Consider the following 21024-nt stretch of genomic DNA (forward strand, 5'->3'; position numbering starts at 1 on the left):
GCTGATTTAAGCGCGTTGCGCCCTCAGGTCCTGTGGAGGACGGTGGAGTTCTCAGCCCAGACATGGCCGCACTTCGAGCACCGGTAGCTGGTCTCGTAGCTCATGCGTTCTATTGTAACCCTTACTGGTGTGGTGATCGGGTTCCCCGTTCCCGCGTTCCTCCCGCTTCCCGTCCTCACCAGCACCGAGCTGGTCGTTTCTTCTGTCTCGTCTGGGTGTCCAGGACCCTCCTGCCCTGGGTTGAGACCCCAAACCTCTTCCCGCAGGAGGGGCACTTCTTGAAGAGAGACAAGGACTCCCCCGGAAACCCTGGCTAATAGATAAACAGATGAAACAATTGAGTCTGGCACGAAGGAGCGAGACGGAGAATTGAACCGGGTCCAAGCGGGATACGTCAGCGGCGTGGGGCTTTTGGCACTCGGTTTCTTTTTCGGCTTATTTGCCCTCGGGCCGTGTAATGCGCAGAACTGTCTCCTTTGGCCTTCCAACGCTTTGGTGGATTCGATTGTAGGTTACTTGCTGAGTTGGGGATTGGTCATTTCGGGTATCGGAATTCTGACCGCAAGTCTTCTTATGCGACGCAGAACCCAGACTACCAAAGGTGAAACAGCCTCATGACCAACAAGAAGTCGGGACAGAACCAAACATTTCTCGGGAAACATTAAATAAGGAACTGCCTCAACGCCGATTTGTACGTTCTGAAGGAGTTTGTCGACCTAATGTCAAGAGATTTCAAAGCGCCGGCTGGGAAAACCCTGGGTTCCGCCATGTATCACGGAACCACGACGGTCGGGTTGGTCTGTTCAGACGGGGTGGTCCTCGCGACCGACACCAGAGTCACGGCGGGGGGTTTCATCGCCCACAAGAGGGGGAAGAAGCTCCTCAGAATCGACGACAACATCGCGATGACGATTTCAGGAGGGGTGGCCGACGCCCAGAACGTCGTTGACACCCTCAAGTACTACACCAACCTCTACAGGATAGAGAGGGGCCGCCCGATGCCCGTGAAGGCCGCAGCCCAGGTGGTCTCGAACATGCTCTTCTCGTCAAGGCTCTACCCCTTCATCGCGGATGTCCTCGTGGGCGGGGTCGACACGAAGGGCGGGGCTCTCTTCAACGTGGACTTCTTCGGCTCGATGAACAAGGAGAACGTCATTGCGACCGGGAGCGGGTCGCCAGTCGCCTACGGGGTGCTGGAGGTCGAGTTCAAGGAAGGGATGACGGTGGCGAAGGCCTATCCGCTGGCTGCGAAGGCGATAATCGCCGCGACGCGCAGGAACGTGGCCACAGGGGACCACTTCGATATCGCCATCCTCGACAAGGACGGGTTCAGGGAAATATCTGAGCAGGAGAAGGACAAGCTCCTCGCCCAGTTCTCGACTAACAATTAGGTTTGGAACAGAAAGCGAACGGTGTCAGTCTGATGAGCGCCATACTGAACACTATCCCAGCGGAGGCTCAGATCACTAGGATCGAATACGAGGGGCCGAGGATCGCGCTCTACACCAGGAACCCTGCCTTCCTCCACAAGAACTCCTACGTGATCTCCGAGATAGTCAACACCCTGAAGAAGCGGGTGGTCACGAGGACTGAGAAGTCCATCAGGAAGCCCGAAAGCGACGCGCGTCAGGTGCTGGAGAAGACCCTCCCGGTCGAGGCTGAAGTCTCCAACTACTTCTTCGACGACGCCCTCGGGGAGATCACCGTTGAGGCGGGGAACCCGAAGGTACTCTCCCAGGAGGCCGGATTCGACCTGGGGAGTTCCATGGACCTGACCGGCTGGAAGGTGAAGGTGAGGAAGGCACCCCACATCAAGTCGACCGCCATCCAGAACGTCTACTACGCCATGAAGGCTGGGAGCGACATAAGGGAGAAGTTCTATCGAGAACTGGGAGAGGCAATCTTCAGGCCAAGGCTGACGTCCAGCGAGCACGTAACAATCAAGACCCTGGGCTCCTTCCAAGAAGTGGGGAGGTCCTGCCTCCTCGTTGAAACTGCTGAGAGCAAGGTCCTGCTCGACTGCGGGATCCATCCTGGCTCGAGGAACGCCTGGGACGCGTACCCGAGGCTCGACTGGGCAGACGTGTCCCCGGGGGACATAGACGCCATAGTGATCAGCCACTCGCACCTCGACCACATGGGCTTCCTCCCTGCGATGTACAAGTACGGCTACGACGGCCCGGTCTACTGCACGGAGCCTACGCTCCCCCTGATGACGCTGCTCCAGAGCGACTTCGTCAAGATTGCCCAGATCGAAGGTGGGAGGCTGATCTACGACCAGAAGGACATAAGGGACGTCGTGCAGCATGCCATCACCCTGCCCTACGGCATGGTCACAGACATCTCCCCAGACATCAAGCTCGTCTTCAACAACGCTGGGCACATACTGGGCTCGGCCACCGTCCACCTTCACATCGGAGAGGGCGCCCACAACATCGTCTACACCGGGGACTACAAGTATGGAAGGACCCAGCTCTTCGACTCTGCGACCTGGAACTACCCGCGCGTCGAGACTCTGATCACAGAGAGTACCTACGGGGCCAAGGAGGACATAATGCCCATCCGAGAGGAGGTCGAAATGAACTTCGTCAATTCGATAAACGGCATTCTCCAGGGAGGGGGCAAGGTCCTGATTCCGATACCTGCCGTTGGGAGGGCCCAGGAGATACTGCTTGTGATAGACCAGTACATGAGGAACAAGGTCCTGGTGGAAGCCCCGGTCTTCATGGAGGGGATGATCTCGGAGGCAACTGCCATCCACGTCTCCTACGCCGAGTACCTGTCTAGGGAGCTTCGAACCAAGATCCTGGACGACGGAGTGAACCCCTTCAAGTCTGAGTACTTCACAGAGGTGGAGCACCCCTCGAACAGGGAGGAGGCCTACCGAGAGGGGCCAGCGATCATAATGGCAACGTCGGGGATGCTGGAAGGAGGGCCGGTCCTCGACTACTTCGAGAACATCGCCCCCTCGGGGAAGAACAAGATCCTCTTCGTCTCATACCAGGTCCAAGGCACCCTGGGGCGCAGGGTCCTCGACGGAAGCAGCCAGGCGAGCCTCATGGACCAGGGGGGCAAGATCAAGATCGTGGACGTAAAGTGCGCCGTCCAGAAGGTCGAGGGGTTCAGCGGCCACAGCGACTACAACCAGATCATCAGGTTCATCGGGAAACTTAGGCCGAAGCTGCAGCAGGTCCTCGTCAACCACGGAGAGAAGAGGAAGACAGAGAACCTTGCCTATGCGATTCAGAGGATATATCGCGTGCCCGCGCTTCACCCGGCCGTCCAGGAAGCAATCCGAGTCTACTGAGAATCTGATCAGCGGGGCGACCGCCTACCCAGTGGGAGCGAAGCGCGAATAGAATCGTTTTAGCCTCAACGGATGCCACCCATGCGAAGAGAGAGGAGTGACGAAGGGTTTCGAAATCAAGCTTGCAAGATCCGGCGACATAGACGAACTGGTTCGGCAGAGGCGCATGATGTTTGCCGACATGAAGCATGGAAATGATCAGGAACGCGTCATCGGTGACCGAGCGTACAGGAAGTGGGCTCTCGAGAAGATGAAGAAGGGACTTCTGCGGTGCTATCTGGTGACAGACGAAAAGGGAGAGATAGCCGCGGGTGGAGCTGCCTGGCTCAGGGAGGAGCAGCCGGGACCAGGGCACGGAGCCCGCCTGGTGCCATACCTGATGTCGATGTACACTGAGCCCAAGTTTCGCCGGAAAGGGCTGGCTTCACTTATTGTACAGGAAGCGGTTGGCTGGGCGCAGAAGAATGGCTATCCGGGCATGACACTGCACGCGTCGAAAGAGGGAAGAAAGGTCTACCCCAGGCTGGGATGGAAGCGAGGCTGGGAGATGTACCTCGACTTTGAGTGACAGAAGCGACTGAGAACGAGTCTAGGCTTACTGGAGGCCGCGCCAGATCTTCACGCCGGGCGGAGTAATCACTACCCTCTCGTCCCCTAGCCGGGCAATGTCTCCTCCGACGGATGTGGCGTATTCATAGAGTTGTTCGACGGATGACTTCAGCTCTTCCAGGCTCTTCTGTGCCAGGGGGGTTACCTTCAGGATCACTATGGTCTTGTTGGCGACGTCCTCCTGGATCTTCGGTATGTCCTCTATGCTCTTCAGCGCCAGGGCTTTGAGCAGGATCTCCTTGCTTTTGCCCTCCATCCTTCTTTCCTGGACTACGCCGGACATTTGCTGCTGTTTCGCCTCAAAGCCAAAACCCATTATTAAGCGTGAACCGAGAGCGCAATTCTATCAACGCCGTGAATTTGTTAGACCAACTTGTAGAGTATTGTTCAGAAATCGAGGTTTTCGTTCTCAGCATATAAGGGGAGGGTTCCTTGAAACTTCTCCGCTTCGCGGGAGAGCCACGGTGCCCCCCCGTCCGCCTCAGATGGTCTTGTGCAGGTTCCAGAACCTATCGCCGACCTGGTGGACGTTCTTCAAACAACTCCCCTTGGTCATCGCCTTGGCCTCGGCACCGGTCACCGTAGAGACCCCCACGGCGATAGCCCTCTCCTTCTTGTCCTCCCTGACGACCACCGCCCTTCCGACCCCGCCCCAGTCATCCAATCTTCTGATGCCAGGCCTCATCACGTCCGCACCGTTGAGGAGGAACTTGATGGCCCCCTGGTCGACCACGGCCGAGGGGAAGAGCGCCAGAGCTGCGGCTGACCCCAGGAATGGGATGAAACTGGCCTCGGACTGGACGAAGGTGAGACTGTCTAGGTCGACGAAGACCACCCCTTCGGCGGGCTCGGCGCACTGGGCCTGTGCCGACTTCGGGAGCTTGAGCTCGACGCCCAGCTGTGACTCGATCTTCTCGATCATGTCCACAGAATCCCGCCGCGACAGGACCCACTTCTTCACCGACCGCGCAAATCTGAGTCCTTAAATAAATCCATTCGGGACGGCTTCAACAAGGGTTCGTCTTTGTCAGTAGACATGGCAGTGAAGGTTCTCGATGAGAGCGTGGGGAAGGTAGTGCTGATCAAGCTGAAGGGAGGCAAAATAATCAGAGGAAACCTGCAGGGGTTCGACCAGCACATGAACCTATCACTAGAGACGGCGGAAGAGGTGTCAGAGGACGGCAAGTCCAATTCCCTGGGCTCGTTGATCGTACGGGGGGACAACATCATCATGATCTCCCCGCCGCCGAGCTAGACTCGCACCATCGGGACAGCAGACGGAACGCACGAATCTAGTTTTAATACCGAGACAGGTTGAGGAGAGGCAAGGAAACTATTCCATGGTCGACCTGCTCACTGCCGTGGTTGGGGGGGCGGTTGGGGTGGGGCTTGCGGCCGTGGTGCTGTACTACGTGTTCTACTCAAGGCCCAGTCAACAAAAGGTCGTCGTCGCCTCGCCATCGCCCAGGGGAGGGGTCACGGCGGCCACGGTGCCCTTCTCAGACCTGGAGCGCTCCAGAAGGGAAATGCGCACCATCATGGTCGAGAGAGACATGCTCTCGTCGGCCCTGATGAAGTTCTACGAGGCCGAGAACGAAGGGCGGATCACGAGAGAGGAGCGCGAGATGATGTCCAAGCGCTACAGCGAGCAGATAAAGGACCTGCAATCCAAATTGAAGGACGTGGAGTTGATAGTCGAGGTCGGAGAGCTCGAGAACCTCAGGAACGAGCTTGTTTCCCTCTTCGAGCAGAAGATTCAGAACATAGAGGGGAGGCTCGATGCGGCAAAGCAGAGGCTCGGGCCCGCCGCCCCAGAGGCCGTCAAGAAAGAGGCAGGCCCACGAGCTGAACGCACCACCGACCTGGAGCGCGCCGTAGAGAAGAGGTCGAAGCCGGAGATGAGCGATTCGGAGAGGAGAGTGAAGGAAATCAGGGACGAAGTCATGGAAGCCCTTACCCGCCTCGAGCAGATCGACATCGAGAAGAAGCAGGAAAACTGATGGACAGGCAACGGCAAGCGCTCAAGGGAGTGGCCCAGGAGCTCTCGAAGAAGGTCGCCACAGGAGCGATCATTGGGCTCGGGAGCGGTTCGACTGTCGCGGCCCTGATTGAGGAGTTTGCCCCGCTTGCGATAGGGAATTCCAGGCGCATAAGCGGGGTGCCCACTTCGACCCAGATCGAGATGGTCGCGTCCAGGAACGGCATCACCTTGGTACCGTTCAGGGGGTCCGTGGACCTGGCGGTCGACGGAGCGGACCAGGTGGACGCGGAGCTCAACATGATCAAAGGCGGAGGCGGGGCATTGCTGAGAGAGAAGGTGGTCATGGGGAGCGCGAAGGAAATACTGATCGTCGCCTCGGAGAACAAGTTCGCCCAGAGGCTCTGCGAGAAGGGGGTGCGGGTCCCCGTCGAGGTCGTCCCCATGGCACGTGAGAGCGCGAAGCTCAGGATTTCGAAGCTTGGCGGGGTCCCCGACGAGCGGCTGATGCCGAAGGGGTATCCATACTTCACCGAAAACGGAAACGTGATCCTCGACACGCTCTTCGAGCCCCTCGATGACCCGGCTGTCATGGAGACCAAGCTGAAGGGAGTCCCTGGGGTCGCCGAGGTGGGGATATTTACCTTCAAGCCCATCACAGTCTACAAGCTCAATGACGACGGGAGTTACGATGCGCTGAAGAAGGCCTGAAATTCTGTGAATCTGATTTTAAACCGATTAGATTTATAACATGCTTTTCGAGACGCATCCTGTTCGACAATGACCCGAGACGTAGGATACAAGTCAGCTCCCATCGATCCGAACTTCCTTTCTAAGCCCGACCAGTTCCCGTTGACTGGCGAGCACAACGGACACAAGATCAGGGCCGCAGGGGCGAGCAGGATGGATGGAGAAAGCAAGCCCTACCCCACCACAAATGGCATTCACGGGACCGCAGTCGCGGTCGACTGGGAATCCTGTGTTGCAGACGGAGTCTGCATGGACGTCTGCCCCGTCTTCGTGTTTGAATGGCAGCTCAATCCTGGACAGGCAGGGACGGGGAAGGACAAGGTAGTCGAACAGGGGACGCCGGAATGGGACCAGTACAGATCAGACAAGTCCGAACCCATAAGAGAGGCGGACTGCATCTTCTGCATGGCTTGCGAGACTAGCTGCCCTACATTGTCAATCAAGATCACGCAGCCGTAGACGAATGCTTTCTGAGGAATTCATCCTGTGCCAACTGCAAGAACTGACCTACCTCTTCTCTGATTCCGAGTCTAACAAACCCGTTCGCTCCTACTCCAAACGAGTGCCTTAAAGCGGATAAGTCGGTGGGCCGATTGTTGCAGAACCTCAAGGGCTACGCCCTCCTCGTATTGCTGGGCGTAATCTGGGGGAACGCCTTCGTCGCCATCAGGGTGGCAGTGAGTCCCGGCGAGCTGACACCGGTCAGCCTTACTCTCCTCAGGTGGTTGATCGTCAGCGCCGCCTTCCTTGCCCTGTACCCTCTCATCGGGAAGGCGAAGGCGAAGTTCGAGAGGAAGGATTTCTTCAGGCTACTTGTGGTGTCCCTGACCAGCGTCGCCATCTACCACCTTTCCCTGAACTTCTCGGAGCAGACAGTGAACGCGTCCCTGGCAGGCCTGCTCATCTCTCTCTCGCCGCTGTTCAGCGTCGTCCTTTCGGCGCTGGCACTCCATGAGAAGATAGGCATCAGAGTCAAGGCGGGCCTTGTGGTGGCCATCGCTGGCGCGGCCGTGATTTCCAGCCCGGACGTGAGCCTCGGGTCCACGAACGCCTTCGGTCCACTTCTTGTCGTCGTCTCTGCGCTCTCCTCCGCGGTGTTCACCGTCGCGTCAAAGCCGCTCGTGAGCAAGTACGGGCCGTTTCCCGTGGCAGTCTGGTCGGCGGTGCTGGGGACTGCGGTCCTTCTTCCTCTTATCCCCGTCTTCTCCCCGAACATCGTCCAGGAAGCGGTGAACCTCAACCTCCAAGGCTGGACCGCCGTCCTCTACCTTTCCCTGCTCAGCACCGTAGTCGCGAACCTGATCTTCTACACCCTGGTCGGGAGGCAGATGGTCTCGAGACTGGTGGTGCAGTTGTACATCGTCCCCCTGGTGAGCGTCGTGGGCGGGGTGCTCATCCTAGGGGAGCAGTTGGGCCTGGCGACGGTCGTCGGAGGGGCGATGCTCCTGGTGGCTGTGGGACTGGCGACCATTTCTCGGCACTGACCAGCAATCGTTTTATCTTCGGCGCCTCAGGTGAGCCCGGATACCTTGGAAGACGACGCTGAGCTGAGGCTGCTCGAGAGGAGGAAGCTCGACGCGATGAGGAAGAGGATCAAGACGACCTCCGCGCCTGCAAAGGCCGAGAAGACGGACAGACAAATAGTGGAAGAGATGCTCTATGACAGGGGGGACGAGGTGCTCGAGGCGGCCTTTTCCATCTACCCCCTCCAGACCGTAAGGATGGTCAAGGAGCTGGCTGGCATGATAAGGGAGGGGAGGCTTCTAGAGAGGGTCTCCGGTGGGGAACTCTACTCGATATTCAGGCAGCTGGGTCTGCGCTTCAGACTGAAGACTTCAATCAAAGTCCAGGACAGGGGGAAGCTCGTCGACCTGAGCGAGAAGCTGAGCAGGAAGGAGGAGTAGGTGAAGGCCAAGGACGGGGCGGAGGAGGGCATCATCAGCACCAAGGTCCTCCAGATGCCGAAGGCCTCCAACCCGGTGCTCGTCTGCGGGCTCCCCGGGAGCGGATACGTCGGGAAACTGGCCGCCGACCACCTGGTGAGGACGTTCAAGCTGAGGAAGGTCGCCGAGTTTTCGAGCGAATCCTTCCCTCCCCAGGTCAACGTCAAGGAGGACGGGACGGCTGAGCAGCTGAAGGGGGAGCTTTTCTATGCTCCGACGAAGAAGGGTCAGAGCCTCTTCGTGTTCACCGCTGACGCGCAGCCGACCACTTCTGAAGGAGAGTACGCCCTCTCGGATGCGGTGGTGAGCCTGGCGAAGAAGTGCGGAGTAAAGAAGGTCTACACCCTGGCTGCGTACATCACCGGGGCGTTCTCCGCGTCTCCGAAGGTGTACGGGGCGGGCACGTCCAGGAAGATGCTCGACTCCATATCAGAGGAGGGGGTGACCCTGATGAAGGACGGAGGGATAAGCGGGATGAACGGGCTGCTGATCGGCATCGCGGCCCTTCGAGGGCTCGATGGAGCCTGCCTGCTGGGAGAGACCTCTGGATACGTGCTGGACGCGGGGGCTTCGAAGTCAGTGCTGGAAGTGCTTTCGAAGATAATCGGGCTGCCGATCGACACATCGAAGCTCAAGGAGAAGGCAGAGGAGACCCAGAAGTTGATCAGCCAGCTCCAGGCCATGTCAGAGCAGGAGAGGGAGACCTCCCCGCAGCCGAAGAAGGAGCCCAGGCCAGGCTACATCGGCTAGCCTTTGATGTTCCCCACGGGCCTGAGGGCGACTACTTTCTTCGAGATACCGGCTAGGTCCATGGTCTCGACCACTTCCGAGATGTCCTTGTAGGCCATCCCCGCCTCCTCTGCGAGGCCGTCGATGGTCGCCGACTTCACGTAGATCCCCTTCTCGAGCATCTTACGTTGCAGCTCTGCCCCGCGCACTTCCCGCTTCGCCTGGGTCCTGGACATGGTTCTGCCGGAGCCGTGGGCCGTGGAACCGAAGGTCTCCTCCATGGCCTTCTGGGTGCCGACCAGAAGATAGGAGCCGGTCTCCATGGAGCCCCCTATTATGACTGGCTGGCCCACATCGCGATAGGGAGCTGGGATATCCGGATGGCCAGGACCGAAACTCCTGGTCGCGCCTTTGCGATGGACGAGGAAGTCGGCGTTCACGCCGTCGTAGGAGTGCCTCTCGACCTTCGCAACGTTGTGGCAGACGTCGTAGATTAGATGCATGTCCAGGGCCTCGGCGTCCCGGTGGAAGACTGTGGAGAAGGCTTCCCTGACCTTCTGGACGATCACCTGCCTGTTGGTGAAGGCCATGTTCGCAGCACAGACCATGGCGCCGTAGTAGTCGGTCCCCTCTTTGGAGGAGAAGGGTGCGCAGGCGAGCTCTCTGTCCCGGACGTTGATACCGTAGCGCTTCATGGCGCCGTCGAAAACACGAAGGTAATCGCTCCCGACCTGGTGGCCGAAACCTCTGCTCCCGCAGTGAACCATCACAACCACCTGGTCCTCGTCCACTATCCCGAAGTGCTTCGAGAGCTTCTTGTCGAAGAACCTAGCTGGGTCGACCACCTGGATCTCGAGGTAGTGGTTGCCTGAGCCTAGAGTCCCGAGCTGCTCGATGCCCCTGCTGCGGGCCTGGCGGCTGACCTTGGACGGGTCGGCCCCCTTGATGAACCCCCCCTCTTCCACGTGGGCGGGGTCGTCCTCCCAGGCAAGGCCGTTCTCTGCGCACCACTTCACCCCGTACTTCATGACCTCCTCGAACTGTGATTCGGAGACTCGCAGCGTCCCCTTCACGCCCACTCCTGCGGGGACGAGCCTGAAGATCAGGTCGACGAGCTCCTTGACGTGTGGCTTGACTTCTGAATAGTGTAGATTCGTCCGGATGAGGCGCATCCCGCAGTTGATGTCGAACCCCACGCCGCCGGGAGAGATAACACCAGTTTCGAGGTCGAAGGCGGCGACTCCTCCGATTGGGAAGCCATACCCCCAGTGCGCGTCGGCCATGGCGTAGGCGTAGCGGACTATTCCGGGAAGACAGGCGAGGTTGGTGACCTGCTCGATGACCCCCTGGTCCATGGCTGCGAGCAGCTTCTTCGTCGCGTAGATCTTGGCGGGGACGAGCATTCCCTCCTTGTAGGATGTGGGGATTTCCCAGGACACTTCGGACACCTGCTTTGCGGAATCAATCAGAGGCATTGTGGGGGAATCTCCTCTGAAGTTTGCGACCTTCGGCCTGATTCTTTAAGCGTTTAAGGCGACAAGAGGCATCAGATGTCGAGGACAATGGTGGCCTTCCACTTCGAGCCTTCGTGCCTGACCCCGAACATGTTCATCGTGACCGCCTTCACGTCGTTCCGCAGCCCGTGCCTCACTCTGTCGATTGGTTCGCCTCGAAGGTCGGCGGTCAGGGCCTTTCCGTCCGCTCCGACGTCGACTTGGACGTCGCGGAAGAGGAGGGAGTCGACGTCCTTGATCACGATGAGTTCGGTCAGGAAGTCGTAGAGGAGCCTGTCGAGGTCTTCTGAGGTCAGGGAGACCCGTCGGGAAGTCTTGGAGCCGAGGGTCTCGGGGTCAACCATGATGTCGGAGAGCGCGCGGGCACAGTCCTCGAAGAGGCCGTCGACCGAGGTCGACTCGACTTCGAAGGCGATGTCGGCCAGGGCGATGTCCGGGAGGTACTTGAAGGGCAAGGGAGTTCGGCGAGGGGGAGCACTTCAAAGCTCTAAATCTCTTCCACCCCCCGACTGCGGGGTTGAGGGGAAGGCTACTCGAGGTCGTCCTTGCTGACCCCTATGCGAACCTGGCTCTGGAGGAGGTTCTGTTCAACGACGTCCGCGTGCCAACGCTCAGGGTCTGGAGGAACCAGAAGTCGGTCGTGATAGGTCGGGCCCAGCTTGCGGAATTCGAGACAGACCTTCAATACTGCCGGATTCACTCGGTTCCCGTGGTCAGGAGGTTCACCGCGGGAGGAGCGGTCTACAACGGCCCGGGCAACTTGAATTGGTCCTTCCTTATCCCGGGAGGGGACGAGGGCGTCGAACTGCAAACGAGGGGTCCTAGGGGAGTTTTCGAATCGTTCGCGTCGATGGTCGTTTCTGCGTTGAAGCGATGCGGCTCGGAGTGTGCCTTCAAGGCCCCGAACTCCATAGTGGACGGCTACGGGAAGGTTAGCGGCATGGCTGCCTACCTCTCCAAATCCGCGGTGATGTGTCATGGGACGCTGCTGGTGAGCGCAGACCTGGAAGAGGTGAAGAGGTTGACCCGGCCGAGAGACGAAACGGTTGCGAAGAAGTATCCACGCAGTAGGTTCGCCCCCGTCTCGAACTGCGCAGTCGACGAAGTGAGGTTTGTCAGAGAGCTTGTGGAAGCGTCCGGCTACTCCCTCCAGCAGGAGGGGCTGACGGAAAGGGAATCCAAGCTCAGCCTGGAGCTTGCGTCGTCCAAGTACAGGAAGCGCGAATGGACCTTCGGGGACCCGTTCGCCCTAGATGATCTCTAGCTCCCTTCCAGCTTTCTCGAAGGCACCTACTGCGAAGTCGAGGTCTTCTTTGTTCAATGCCGCGTTCATTATGGTCCTGATCCTCGCCTTCCCCTGGGCGACCATCGGATACACGATGGGAAGCGCGAACACCCCCAGCTCGAAGAGACGAGAGCTCAGCTTCTTCGCCTTGGCGCTGTCGCCGACCATGACAGGAGTTATCGGGGTCTCGCTCCTTCCGAGGTCGAATCCGAGGTCGTGCATTGCCTTCTTGAAGTATCTGGTGTTCTCCCACAGACTCTGCACGTGTTGTGGCTCGTGTTCCAGCACGTCCACCGCCGCGATGCAGGCCGCGACGACGGCCGGCGGGTGCGAGCCGCTCAGCAGCCAGGTGCGGGACTTGTTGTAGGCGAAGTTGACGAGGTCCCTGGAGCCCGAAACGTGGCCACCTACCACGCCGAAGGCCTTCGAGAAGGTTCCCATCTCAACCTGGACCTTGTCCCGGGTCAGGTTGAAGTGCGAGACGATTCCGCGCCCTCCCTGCCCAAGAACTCCCTCGCCATGGGCGTCGTCAACATAGAGCATGGCCCCATGTTCTGCCGCGTGGGCTGCTACTCTGTCAAGGGGAGCGATGTCGCCATCCATCGAAAAGACGCCATCGGTGATTATCAGGATTCGCCTGTAAGAGGGCGAGGCCTTCTCCGCATCGTCAAGCACCTTTGCCAGGTCGTCGGTGTCCGCGTGCTTGTAGACCCCCCTCTCTGCGTGGGAGAGCCTCACGCCGTCTATGATGCTTCCGTGGTTCAGCTCGTCGCTGATGATGATGTCCCCCTTCCCGGCGAGCTGGGGGATGAGCCCAGCGTTGGCGGCGAAGCCGGTTTGGTATACCAGCGAGGCGTCGGCCCCCTTGAAGCTGGCAAGCCTTCTCTCAAGCTCGGCGTGCAAGTCCATGTTGCCTGCGATGGGCCTCACCGAACCCGACCCGGCCCCGTGGGTCCTGACAGCCTCGATGGCTGCCTCCTTCAGCTTCGGGTGGTTGCTGAGACCGAGGTAGTTGTTAGAGCAGAACATCAGGACCTTCTTGCCGTCGACGAGGCACCAGGGTGTGCTCGGCCCGCCGAGGACTCTCAGCTTCCAGTCGAACGCCTGGTTCACCAGGTCGTCGTACTCCAGTTTCAGAAACGAAGAAGGGTCGCGCATGTCTCTCGGTCTTCGGGCTCAGATGTGGAGTCTAAACGTCTTTCCTTGCGCCCGTCAGCCTTGGACCCAGTTTTGCGACCATGTCCGAAGTCATCCTTGCGAGGTCGTATTCGTGGGCCCATCCCCAGTCCTTCCGTGCCTCGGAATCGTCGATGGACATGGGCCAGGAGTCGGCAATCTTCTGGCGCGAGTCGGGCGCGTAGGATACCTTGAATCCCGGGACGTGCTTCGTGATCTCCTTTGCAATCTCGCCTGCAGAGAAGCTTATGGCTGCCAGGTTGTATCCCGAGTGCCGAGGCACCGATTCGCGGTCGGCCGTCATCAGCATCACCGTGGCCCTTAGGGCGTCGGGCATGTACATCATCGGGAGGACGGTGTCCTCCCTTAGGAAGCAGGAGTAGGCTCCGTCAGTCAGGGCCTTGTAGAAGATTTCGACAGCGTAGTCGGTGGTCCCCCCACCCGGGGGCGCTTCGCTGCTGATGAGCCCCGGGTACCTCAGGGACCTCACATCAAGGCCGTACTTCAGGGAGTAGTAGTTGCAGAGGAGCTCCCCTGCCACCTTGGTGACGCCGTAGATGGTTGTTGGGTTCAGAGGCGCGTTCTGAGGGGCCCCCTTCCTTGGGGCGTCGGGCCCGAAGACTGCGACTGAACTCGGCCAGAAGACCCCGGCCAGCCGCCCGTTCCTTGCGACTTCGAGGACGTTCCTCAGGCCGTCCATGTTGACCTCCCAGGCCAGCTGGGGGTTGTTCTCCCCGGTCACCGAGAGGAGGGCCGCCAGGTGGTAGATCGTGTCGACCTCGTGGTCCTTCACGACCCGGCCGAGGGCCGCGGGGTCCGAAACGTCGAGGACCTCCACCGGCCCGGCTCGAAGGTTGGGGCTGCCTGCGGCCCTGTGAATCACTGCTACGACGTTTTCGTTTCCGTAGAGCGCCCGGAGGGACGGGACCAGCTCGGCACCGATCTGGCCGGCAGCCCCGGTGACAAGTATCTTCTTGGGCAATCCGAAGTTGCCCGATACGAAGGTAGTTTAAACCTTGGTAGTTCTAGGAAAGAATCTTCATCGTGATGGTTGAAACGACGCCAGGTTTCGAACGCAGGCTGTCGGCTATGATTGATTTCACTGCCTGGTCGTCCGCTCCCTCCACCATGACCAGCAGGTCGTAGAGGCCGTAGAGCTGGTAGACAGCCTGGATCCCCGGCATCCCCTTAAGGGCGGCGATGCTCTGCTCCTCTGCGCCTGGGCTCAGGTTGACCAGAACTATTGCCTTCTCCATGCCGAGTTATCTCCGAGGCCCTCAGATTAAAGATTATGCCGTGATGTCAATCAGGAACGAACGGATTGATGAGAAGGTTCGAGCTAAGAGCCTTCCAGTCGCGTGAGGACCTGGGCCAGAGTGAGGAGCTCCTCTTTCCTGCTTCTCATGTCGCGAAGGGTCACGCTCTTCGCAGCGAGCTCCTTCTCCCCGACTATGACGCACCACGCGGCGCCAGCCCGGCTGGCCTCCTCGAGCTGCTTGGAAAGACTCCTGCCGGGCTGTGAAATGTCTGACGAGTGGCCGGCACTTCTGAGCTCCGCAAGTACCCGCTGGGCCTGGGGGTAGACCATGTCTGCTACACATGCCACGTAGGTGAAAGGACCGGCAGAGGAAGTCATGGAGCCCATGGACATAGACTCCCTCTCGACGCCGCCAGCAGCGCCCGTGGCTGAGAGGTCTGGTCTCCCAAGCAGTTTGGGGAGAGCGTCGTACCTACCCCCACCGAAGAGAGAACCCAGCCGTGGGTTCCTGTCGTCTGCGGCTTCGAAGACAATTCCAGTATAGTAGTCGATTCCTCTGACTACGCTCATGTCATACTCGACTTTGGCCACACCCCGCGATTTCAGCAGGTCGAGAAGGTCGCCCAACTGCGAAGCTGTGCCCAGACCCAGCTCGGAGAGTCTTCCCAGTACGGCCTCGGGATGCCCGCGGATCTCGCCCAGCTCCATCAAGCTCGAGAGCTGCCTCTTTTCGAATCCCTTGTCGAAGTACTCTTTCTCGAGTTCTGGACGTGTCTTCTTCCCGACTTTGTCAAGGGCGCGCATGAGTTCGATGGCCCGAGCGTCGTCTTCCACCCCTAGCTGATTTCTGATGAAATTCTCCACCACTCTCCTGTCCCCGACCCTGACCGTCGAATCCAGGAGGCCGAGCTTCCTCAGAATCGCTGCGCTAGCATCGATGACCTCTGCGTCGGCCTCGATGGAGGCAGGGCCGAAGATTTCCAGGTCCCATTGGTGGGACCATCGGAACCTGCCGTATTGGGGTTCGTCATATCTCCACATTCCACCGAAGGAGGCCAGCTTGACCGGCGGCTTGAGGTCGCGCCTCGAGCAGACGTAGCGCGTCATCCCGACCGTCAGGTCGAACCTGAGCCCCAGGTCCCTCCCCCCCTTATCCTTGAACGCGTAGATCTCCTTATCGATGTCGACACCGCTCTTGGCTCTGAGGGTCGAAAGGTGTTCGAGCGAAGCCGGCTCCATGACCTTGAAGTTGTAGAGGCCCGCGACCTCCTCAAAGGCGGTCCTAACTCTGACGTGCCGCTCGTACTCCTCTGGTTCGATGTCTCTTATCCCGCGGGGGAGCGTTAGGTCCGTGTCAGTCCCCCTTCTTGAGCGAGGCAAGCTGGGCTAGCATGGCGGTGAGTTGCAGCTCCGGCTGGGAGCCCTGGACGAGGCGGAAGTCGTACTCGGCCAGGATGGAGACAGCCTTTCCCATGTCTTCGACCTTGAGAGAGCTGAGAGACTCGTTGGCGAAGCGGAGGAAGTCCCTCTCGGGGATCCCATAGACTCGTGTGAGCTCGACCATCTTCGTCCTTGCGCCTTCAAAGTTCCCTTCCAGAGCCAGCTTGATCACCTCGGCTGCCCGGGCCTTGACGGCCGACCCGGTGACCGATTTCACTGACTCCACACTAATCTCACCAGACGCAGAGGCGGCCTGCATCATGTTGATGGCCTGCCTGAGGTCCCCCTGGGTCCCCTCGTAGATCGCGCCGTAGACACCTTCCGACGCCACCTTGACCTTCTCCTTCTTGGCTATGACCTTCAGGTGTTCTACCACAGAGGCTTCGTCGAGGCGCTGGAACCGGAAGATTGCGCATCTGCTCTGAAGAGGCTCGATTATGCCCGAGGAGTAGTTGCAGATCAGGATGAACCGGGTGTAGGCGGATGACTCTTCCATTATCCTCCTTAAGGCGGTCTGCGCGTCCTTGGTCATCTCGTCGCACTCGTCCAGCATCGCGATCCTGAAGGGGACGCCCTCCCTCCGGTCCACGAACCTGGCGAAGGTCTTCACCCGCTCCCGGACGATGTCTATCCCCCTCTCGTCGCTGGCGTTCAGGGACAGGGTGTATTCCTGGCTGTGCTCGCCGAGGATCTGCTTCGCGATTATCTGGGCGGTGGTGGTCTTCCCTGAACCTGGCGGGCCAGCGAACATCAGGTGGGGGAGCTGCTCCTTCTTCACTAGCATCTGCTTCAGCCTCTGCTTGATTGATTCCTGATTCACCAGGTCATCGAGCTTCGATGGCCTGTACTTCTCAACCCACATCAGGTCTTCGAGAGGCAACCACGATCACGCCTGCGCCCATTCAGCGAACGCAACAATACGGGGCCCAGTCGGATGGTATTCGTATTTATCCGTTCGATTGGAGCGGAGCGACTACCCCACTGCTACCTTGAGTCCAAGGTAGAGTTTGGCGAGCTCCTGATGCGCGAGGAGCTCTTTCGCTGGTCCCTTGAAGGCGTTCCTTCCGCTGACCAGCAGATATGCGTTGTCGCCGATCTCGAGCGCCCTCCTGGCGTTCTGTTCCACGAGGACGATGGTGATCTCTCTTTCCTTCGCTAGGCCCTGTATGGTCTTGAGCACCTGCGTCGCGTATTTTGGCGAGAGGTTCGCGGTCGGCTCGTCGAAGAGTATGACCTTGGGCTTCCGCATCAGGGCCATGCTCATGGCCACCATCTGCCGTTCCCCGCCGCTCAGGTTGACCACCTTCGACTTGATGTAGTTCTCAAGCTGTGGGAAGATGCTCAGCGCGTCCTTGAGCCTGGGTTCGAAGTCCACCTTGGACACGGTGTACGCTGCCATCTTGAAGTTCTGAGCCACTGTCAGTTGGGCGAAGGTGCTGTCTGTCTGGGGGAGGTAGGCCACCCCCGACCTCGCGATGACGTGCGAGGGGAGGCCTGAAAGAGTCTTGCCGTCAAGGGTAACTGTGCCCTTGTACATGGCGCAAAGCCCTGCGATCGATTTCAGAAGAGTGCTCTTGCCCGACCCATTGGGCCCGACCACTACCGTCAGTTGACCTGGATCTGCGTCGAGTGAAATGTCCGAAAGAATCTGGAGCTTGCCGTATCCTGAAGAGACCTCATCGACCCTGAGTGACATTTAGGCCCCCAGGTAGGCTTCGATTACCTTCGGGTCGGCCATAACCAGTTCTGGTTTTCCGGCCGCGACTACCTTGCCGAAGGCCATGGCCGTAACTGTGTCCACGTAGCTCAGGGCGATGTCCAGCCTATGCTCCACGATCAGGAAGGTGACCCCCAAGTCGTCGCGGAGCTTGAGTATCCTGACGAAGATCTCGTGAGCCAGTGTGGGGTTCACCCCGGATATGGGTTCGTCCAATAGGATGAGCTTCGCCCCGCTCATCAGCACCCTCCCCATTTCAAGCAGTTTCATCTGACCGCCGCTCAGCTTGATCGCCGTGTTATCCCAGACCTTGCTGAGGCCAAGGAGCTCCAGCAGCTTCAGGGCCCTCTCAGTCGCGTCCTTTTCGCTCTTGACCCAAGAGCGTTTGAAAAGCGATTTGCGAAACGATTCGCCCGGATTGCCCTTCTCGGCAACGAGCACGTTCTCGAGGACCGTGAGCTTCCAGAACAGATTTGGGATCTGGAAGGTGCGGGCGAGACCTAGCCGATAGGCCTTGAAGGGGGGAAGCCCGGTTATGTCCTTTCCATCGAATATCACTGTCCCAGAGTCTGCCTTGTAGAAGCCGCTGATTGCGTTGATCAAGGTGGTCTTTCCTGACCCATTTGGGCCGATGAGAATGTGCACCTTCTTCGCTTCGGCGTCGAAGGTAACACCATCGAGCGCTCTGAGGTTCCCGAAAGACTTCGAAAGTTCTCTTACTTCTAAGAACGACGCCATTCACTATCACAAAAAGAAGATGGGGGATCTCTTGGTTTAGGGTGCGTTCGTCCAGGTCACGGTGTCGGTGTTGTAGTCCCAGCTTCCAGCCAAGACCCAATTGAAAGTGCTGCCGCTGGCTACGACCTTCCAGATCTGGTATGAACCAGGAATCCTGTCGTTTCCAGAGAGCCCTTCCCAACCGGTCAAGCCGTAGAAACTGTTCGACACTGTCGGCAATACTGCATGGATAGCAGTCCCGTCGTTGCTACCTGCCGAGAGTATTGACAAGGCAGCGATCCATGTGTCGTCGTAGCCTTCCAACGTATAGAAGACTCCGCCGCCGACGATGGCTGCGAGCTGCGATGTTCCTGCGTACTTCTGGAAGAATGCGAGTGTCTTGCTGTTATTGACCACGTTAAAGAGTGTAGATGGAAGGATGACGTGTGACGTGTACTGGCCTACGCTGGAGTTGCTCAAAAGCGAGTTCTGAGCTTCACCGTCGCTCCCGAACCACGGCACATCGTTGTAGATCGCAGCGCTCTGGGTCGAGGCCTGCTTCAGGAGCGTTCCAAGTTCTTGGAACGAAACCGAAACAATAGCCACGTGCCCTGCGGCCGCGCCCGCGTTCAGCGTGTTGTAGGAGTTGGTGATCGCAGTGATCAGTGAAGTGAAGTCTGTGGTCGCAGTGTCGTATTTGAATGGGCCCGCGATGCTAGCCGCTGCCAGGCCGTCCTGCTTCAGGAAGCTGACGGTCGCGTTGGCCAACCCGCCGCCGTAGGTGTCGTCTCTGTTGACTACGATTACTGCCTTCGCGCCCTGGGTCAGGACTTCCCTTGCGATTGCCTGTCCCTGGGCCGCGTCGTTAGGCGCAGTCCTGAACAGGTAATTGTTTGTCACGTCAGTAACGTGCAAGGCAGGTGAAGTCGAAGACGGGCTGATGAGCACGATGTGGTTGGAGTTTGCGTAGGCGAGAATCGCGAGTGCGGCTCCGCTGTTAAGCGGACCAATGACCACGCGGATTCCGTTCGCATACATTGCCTGAGTCTGAGATAGTGCGGTTGGACCGTCGAGCTTGTAGTCGTTGTTGTCCAAGACAAACGTCACGTGGCAGCCTGCGCTGGCCTCGTAGGCGTTGATTTCTGTGATTGCGAGTTGCTCTGCCGCCAAGTCGCCCTTCCCCTGCGCGGATAGTTGGCCGCTAAGGTCGTTCAGGGCGCCGATGTGGACCGTCTGGCCGTTACACAGGCCAGAGCCTGTGCCGGCGACGGTCGTGGTTATCGTTTGTGTACCGCCGCTTCCGGCGATGGTTGTCGTGACGGTACTCCCCAGACCGAGCGATGGAGCGGCAAGATAGATGCCACCCGCGCCGATGAGAAGCCCCACGATAAGAGATCCGAAAACTGTTGCTGTAGATACCCCTCTCTTTTTCAACGGAGCTTGGACGGTAGTCGGGAAAGAGTTTTAAGGCTTCCTAAGTGGTTTGGCCCAGTTCTAGACCTTTGGTTCCAGCCTACCTGGTCTCAGCCGTTGTCTACGGAACTTTCTTCGCTCTCATGGCGATGGGTCTGACACTGACCTACCTGACGACCAAGGTCCCCAACTTCGCCTACGGCTCTTTCGTCACCATCGGCCTTTACAGTGCATACCAGCTTGAGACCCTCAACCACCTCTCGCCCTATGCTGCCAGTCTGGTGGCGTTCGTGGTCGCCGGAGGAGCGTCGGTTCTGATGTACGTCGGGATCCTGCGCCCTCTGGCGAAGAGAGGGACTCCCCTCGTGGCCCTGATGATCGCGACCTTCGGAGTTGATATCGGTTTCATCGGGGTCTTCGGCATCTACACAGACTACCTCCAGACGCGCTACAAACTCATCGATGCCAAACAGTTCTTTGCCCTCCCAGGCGACTTCACCATCTTCGGAATCCAGGGAGTGGTATTTGTCGCGCCACTTGTCCTAGTCCTGATTACGGTCATGCTGTTCCTGCTCTTCACGAGGACGCGGTTTGGAGTGGCGATGCGGGCATCCGTGGAGAACCCGCCCCTAGCCAGGGTCCTCGGAATCAACGTCGAAAGGGTGTACACAGTCTCGTGGATGCTTGCGGGAGGATTCGCAGGGCTGGCGGGCGCCCTCTATACATTGTGGCTCCCGGGCGGGACGAGCACCGGTTCCGACCTCATCGTTGAGATCTTCGCCTCCAGCGTGCTCGGAGGTCTGACAAGCATTTTCGGGGCTGTCGTCGGAGGCCTTGTAATTGGGGGGAGTGAGGACCTTGTGACGACGGGCCTAGGCGAGGGGTTCGGGTACATCGGAGCGGGGCTCATCGCGGTTGCGACCATACTAATCGGCGTCTATTTGTTCAGGAAGAGGAGAATCGGATCGAGAATCGGCGGGGCGATCTTTGGGATTCTGGGGGTGTACATCTTCTTCGAAATGGCGACAGGGTTCTCTACCGACATTCTCGCCCAGGGCCTAGTGAGCGGGTTCGGGCCAGATGTCACTCCATTCCAGAAGGGGATTCCACTCCTGATCATGGTAATCGCCTTGATGGTTCTCCCCCAGGGCCTCATCTCACTCAGGTTTAGGAGGAAGAAGAAGTAGC

At 59.0% G+C, this 21024-nt stretch carries 25 protein-coding genes; 12 read left to right on the forward strand and 13 right to left on the reverse strand.

What is annotated here, in order from left to right; all coding sequences use genetic code 11:
* Positions 1 to 23 precede the first annotated feature (23 nt).
* On the reverse strand, positions 24 to 275 hold the full coding sequence (locus OK438_02300) for a hypothetical protein (GenBank protein MDA4124274.1): 252 nt from the start codon (positions 273 to 275) through the stop codon (positions 24 to 26).
* A 444-nt stretch (positions 276 to 719) separates the two neighbouring features.
* Between OK438_02300 and OK438_02305 the strand changes: the two genes are divergently transcribed.
* From OK438_02305 to OK438_02315, 3 genes are all read left to right on the forward strand, one after another.
* Complete coding sequence (locus OK438_02305) at positions 720 to 1391, forward strand: proteasome subunit beta (GenBank protein ID MDA4124275.1); 672 nt, start codon at positions 720 to 722, stop codon at positions 1389 to 1391.
* A 32-nt stretch (positions 1392 to 1423) separates the two neighbouring features.
* The gene (locus OK438_02310; protein MDA4124276.1) at positions 1424 to 3307 is read left to right on the forward strand and encodes a beta-CASP ribonuclease aCPSF1; all 1884 of its coding nucleotides are present in this window, start codon (positions 1424 to 1426) and stop codon (positions 3305 to 3307) included.
* 97 nt (positions 3308 to 3404) lie between these two features.
* Positions 3405 to 3875: a GNAT family N-acetyltransferase gene (locus tag OK438_02315; GenBank protein ID MDA4124277.1), complete on the forward strand. Its 471-nt coding sequence runs from the start codon at positions 3405 to 3407 to the stop codon at positions 3873 to 3875.
* 27 nt (positions 3876 to 3902) lie between these two features.
* Here OK438_02315 and sepF read toward each other — a convergent pair whose 3' ends face one another.
* Positions 3903 to 4199 (reverse strand): cell division protein SepF, encoded by a 297-nt coding sequence (gene sepF, locus OK438_02320; protein ID MDA4124278.1) that lies wholly within the window; start codon positions 4197 to 4199, stop codon positions 3903 to 3905.
* Positions 4200 to 4397: 198 nt separating this feature from the next.
* Positions 4398 to 4877, reverse strand: a complete 480-nt coding sequence (locus OK438_02325; GenBank protein MDA4124279.1) for a hypothetical protein — start codon at positions 4875 to 4877, stop codon at positions 4398 to 4400.
* A gap of 63 nt (positions 4878 to 4940) precedes the next feature.
* On the opposite strand from OK438_02325, the gene OK438_02330 reads away from it, so the two are divergent.
* The 7 genes from OK438_02330 to OK438_02360 all read left to right on the forward strand — a co-directional run bounded on the left by OK438_02330 (position 4941) and on the right by OK438_02360 (position 9337).
* Complete coding sequence (locus tag OK438_02330; protein ID MDA4124280.1) at positions 4941 to 5171, forward strand: LSm family protein; 231 nt, start codon at positions 4941 to 4943, stop codon at positions 5169 to 5171.
* 85 nt (positions 5172 to 5256) lie between these two features.
* Positions 5257 to 5916, forward strand: coding sequence for a hypothetical protein (locus tag OK438_02335; GenBank protein ID MDA4124281.1), 660 nt, complete (start codon positions 5257 to 5259; stop codon positions 5914 to 5916).
* A complete protein-coding gene (rpiA, locus tag OK438_02340; protein ID MDA4124282.1) occupies positions 5916 to 6605 on the forward strand; it encodes a ribose 5-phosphate isomerase A in 690 nt (229 codons plus the stop codon). The genes OK438_02335 and rpiA overlap by 1 nt, the downstream gene beginning before the upstream one ends.
* A gap of 69 nt (positions 6606 to 6674) precedes the next feature.
* Positions 6675 to 7103, forward strand: coding sequence for a ferredoxin family protein (locus OK438_02345; protein MDA4124283.1), 429 nt, complete (start codon positions 6675 to 6677; stop codon positions 7101 to 7103).
* A 137-nt stretch (positions 7104 to 7240) separates the two neighbouring features.
* Positions 7241 to 8128, forward strand: a complete 888-nt coding sequence (locus tag OK438_02350; GenBank protein MDA4124284.1) for a DMT family transporter — start codon at positions 7241 to 7243, stop codon at positions 8126 to 8128.
* Between the two features lie 45 nt (positions 8129 to 8173).
* Positions 8174 to 8548, forward strand: a complete 375-nt coding sequence (locus tag OK438_02355) for a hypothetical protein (GenBank protein MDA4124285.1) — start codon at positions 8174 to 8176, stop codon at positions 8546 to 8548.
* Complete coding sequence (locus OK438_02360; GenBank protein ID MDA4124286.1) at positions 8549 to 9337, forward strand: proteasome assembly chaperone family protein; 789 nt, start codon at positions 8549 to 8551, stop codon at positions 9335 to 9337. It abuts the gene before it with no gap.
* On the opposite strand, the gene OK438_02365 is transcribed toward OK438_02360, so the two are convergent.
* Both OK438_02365 and OK438_02370 read right to left on the reverse strand, forming a co-directional pair.
* Positions 9334 to 10791, reverse strand: coding sequence for an RtcB family protein (locus OK438_02365; GenBank protein ID MDA4124287.1), 1458 nt, complete (start codon positions 10789 to 10791; stop codon positions 9334 to 9336). The genes OK438_02360 and OK438_02365 overlap by 4 nt on opposite strands.
* Positions 10792 to 10862: 71 nt before the next feature.
* Positions 10863 to 11285 (reverse strand): archease, encoded by a 423-nt coding sequence (locus OK438_02370; protein MDA4124288.1) that lies wholly within the window; start codon positions 11283 to 11285, stop codon positions 10863 to 10865.
* Between the two features lie 62 nt (positions 11286 to 11347).
* Here OK438_02370 and OK438_02375 point away from each other — a divergent pair, with 62 nt between their 5' ends.
* A complete protein-coding gene (locus OK438_02375) occupies positions 11348 to 12094 on the forward strand; it encodes a lipoate--protein ligase family protein (GenBank protein ID MDA4124289.1) in 747 nt (248 codons plus the stop codon).
* Here OK438_02375 and OK438_02380 read toward each other — a convergent pair.
* The 8 genes from OK438_02380 to OK438_02415 form a co-directional block, all read right to left on the reverse strand.
* Positions 12080 to 13273 carry an aminotransferase class I/II-fold pyridoxal phosphate-dependent enzyme gene (locus OK438_02380; protein MDA4124290.1) on the reverse strand — a complete coding sequence of 398 codons (1194 nt, stop codon included), beginning with the start codon at positions 13271 to 13273 and terminating at the stop codon, positions 12080 to 12082. The two genes, OK438_02375 and OK438_02380, sit on opposite strands and share 15 nt — an antisense overlap.
* 31 nt (positions 13274 to 13304) lie before the next feature.
* Complete coding sequence (locus tag OK438_02385) at positions 13305 to 14273, reverse strand: NAD-dependent epimerase/dehydratase family protein (protein ID MDA4124291.1); 969 nt, start codon at positions 14271 to 14273, stop codon at positions 13305 to 13307.
* 43 nt (positions 14274 to 14316) lie between these two features.
* The gene (locus OK438_02390; protein ID MDA4124292.1) at positions 14317 to 14547 is read right to left on the reverse strand and encodes an Lrp/AsnC ligand binding domain-containing protein; all 231 of its coding nucleotides are present in this window, start codon (positions 14545 to 14547) and stop codon (positions 14317 to 14319) included.
* Positions 14548 to 14630: 83 nt separating this feature from the next.
* The gene (gene hisS / locus OK438_02395; GenBank protein MDA4124293.1) at positions 14631 to 15929 is read right to left on the reverse strand and encodes a histidine--tRNA ligase; all 1299 of its coding nucleotides are present in this window, start codon (positions 15927 to 15929) and stop codon (positions 14631 to 14633) included.
* Positions 15904 to 16869, reverse strand: coding sequence for a replication factor C small subunit (locus OK438_02400; protein MDA4124294.1), 966 nt, complete (start codon positions 16867 to 16869; stop codon positions 15904 to 15906). The genes hisS and OK438_02400 overlap by 26 nt, the downstream gene beginning before the upstream one ends.
* A gap of 93 nt (positions 16870 to 16962) precedes the next feature.
* On the reverse strand, positions 16963 to 17685 hold the full coding sequence (locus OK438_02405) for an ABC transporter ATP-binding protein (GenBank protein MDA4124295.1): 723 nt from the start codon (positions 17683 to 17685) through the stop codon (positions 16963 to 16965).
* The gene (locus OK438_02410) at positions 17686 to 18444 is read right to left on the reverse strand and encodes an ABC transporter ATP-binding protein (protein MDA4124296.1); all 759 of its coding nucleotides are present in this window, start codon (positions 18442 to 18444) and stop codon (positions 17686 to 17688) included.
* A gap of 36 nt (positions 18445 to 18480) precedes the next feature.
* Positions 18481 to 19857 carry an ABC transporter substrate-binding protein gene (locus tag OK438_02415; protein MDA4124297.1) on the reverse strand — a complete coding sequence of 459 codons (1377 nt, stop codon included), beginning with the start codon at positions 19855 to 19857 and terminating at the stop codon, positions 18481 to 18483.
* A 68-nt stretch (positions 19858 to 19925) separates the two neighbouring features.
* Here OK438_02415 and OK438_02420 point away from each other — a divergent pair, with 68 nt between their 5' ends.
* Complete coding sequence (locus OK438_02420; protein MDA4124298.1) at positions 19926 to 21023, forward strand: branched-chain amino acid ABC transporter permease; 1098 nt, start codon at positions 19926 to 19928, stop codon at positions 21021 to 21023.
* Position 21024: the final 1 nt, after the last annotated feature.

It is taken from the genome of Nitrososphaerota archaeon (assembly GCA_027887005.1).
Lineage (GTDB): Archaea > Thermoproteota > Nitrososphaeria > Nitrososphaerales > Gagatemarchaeaceae > UBA183.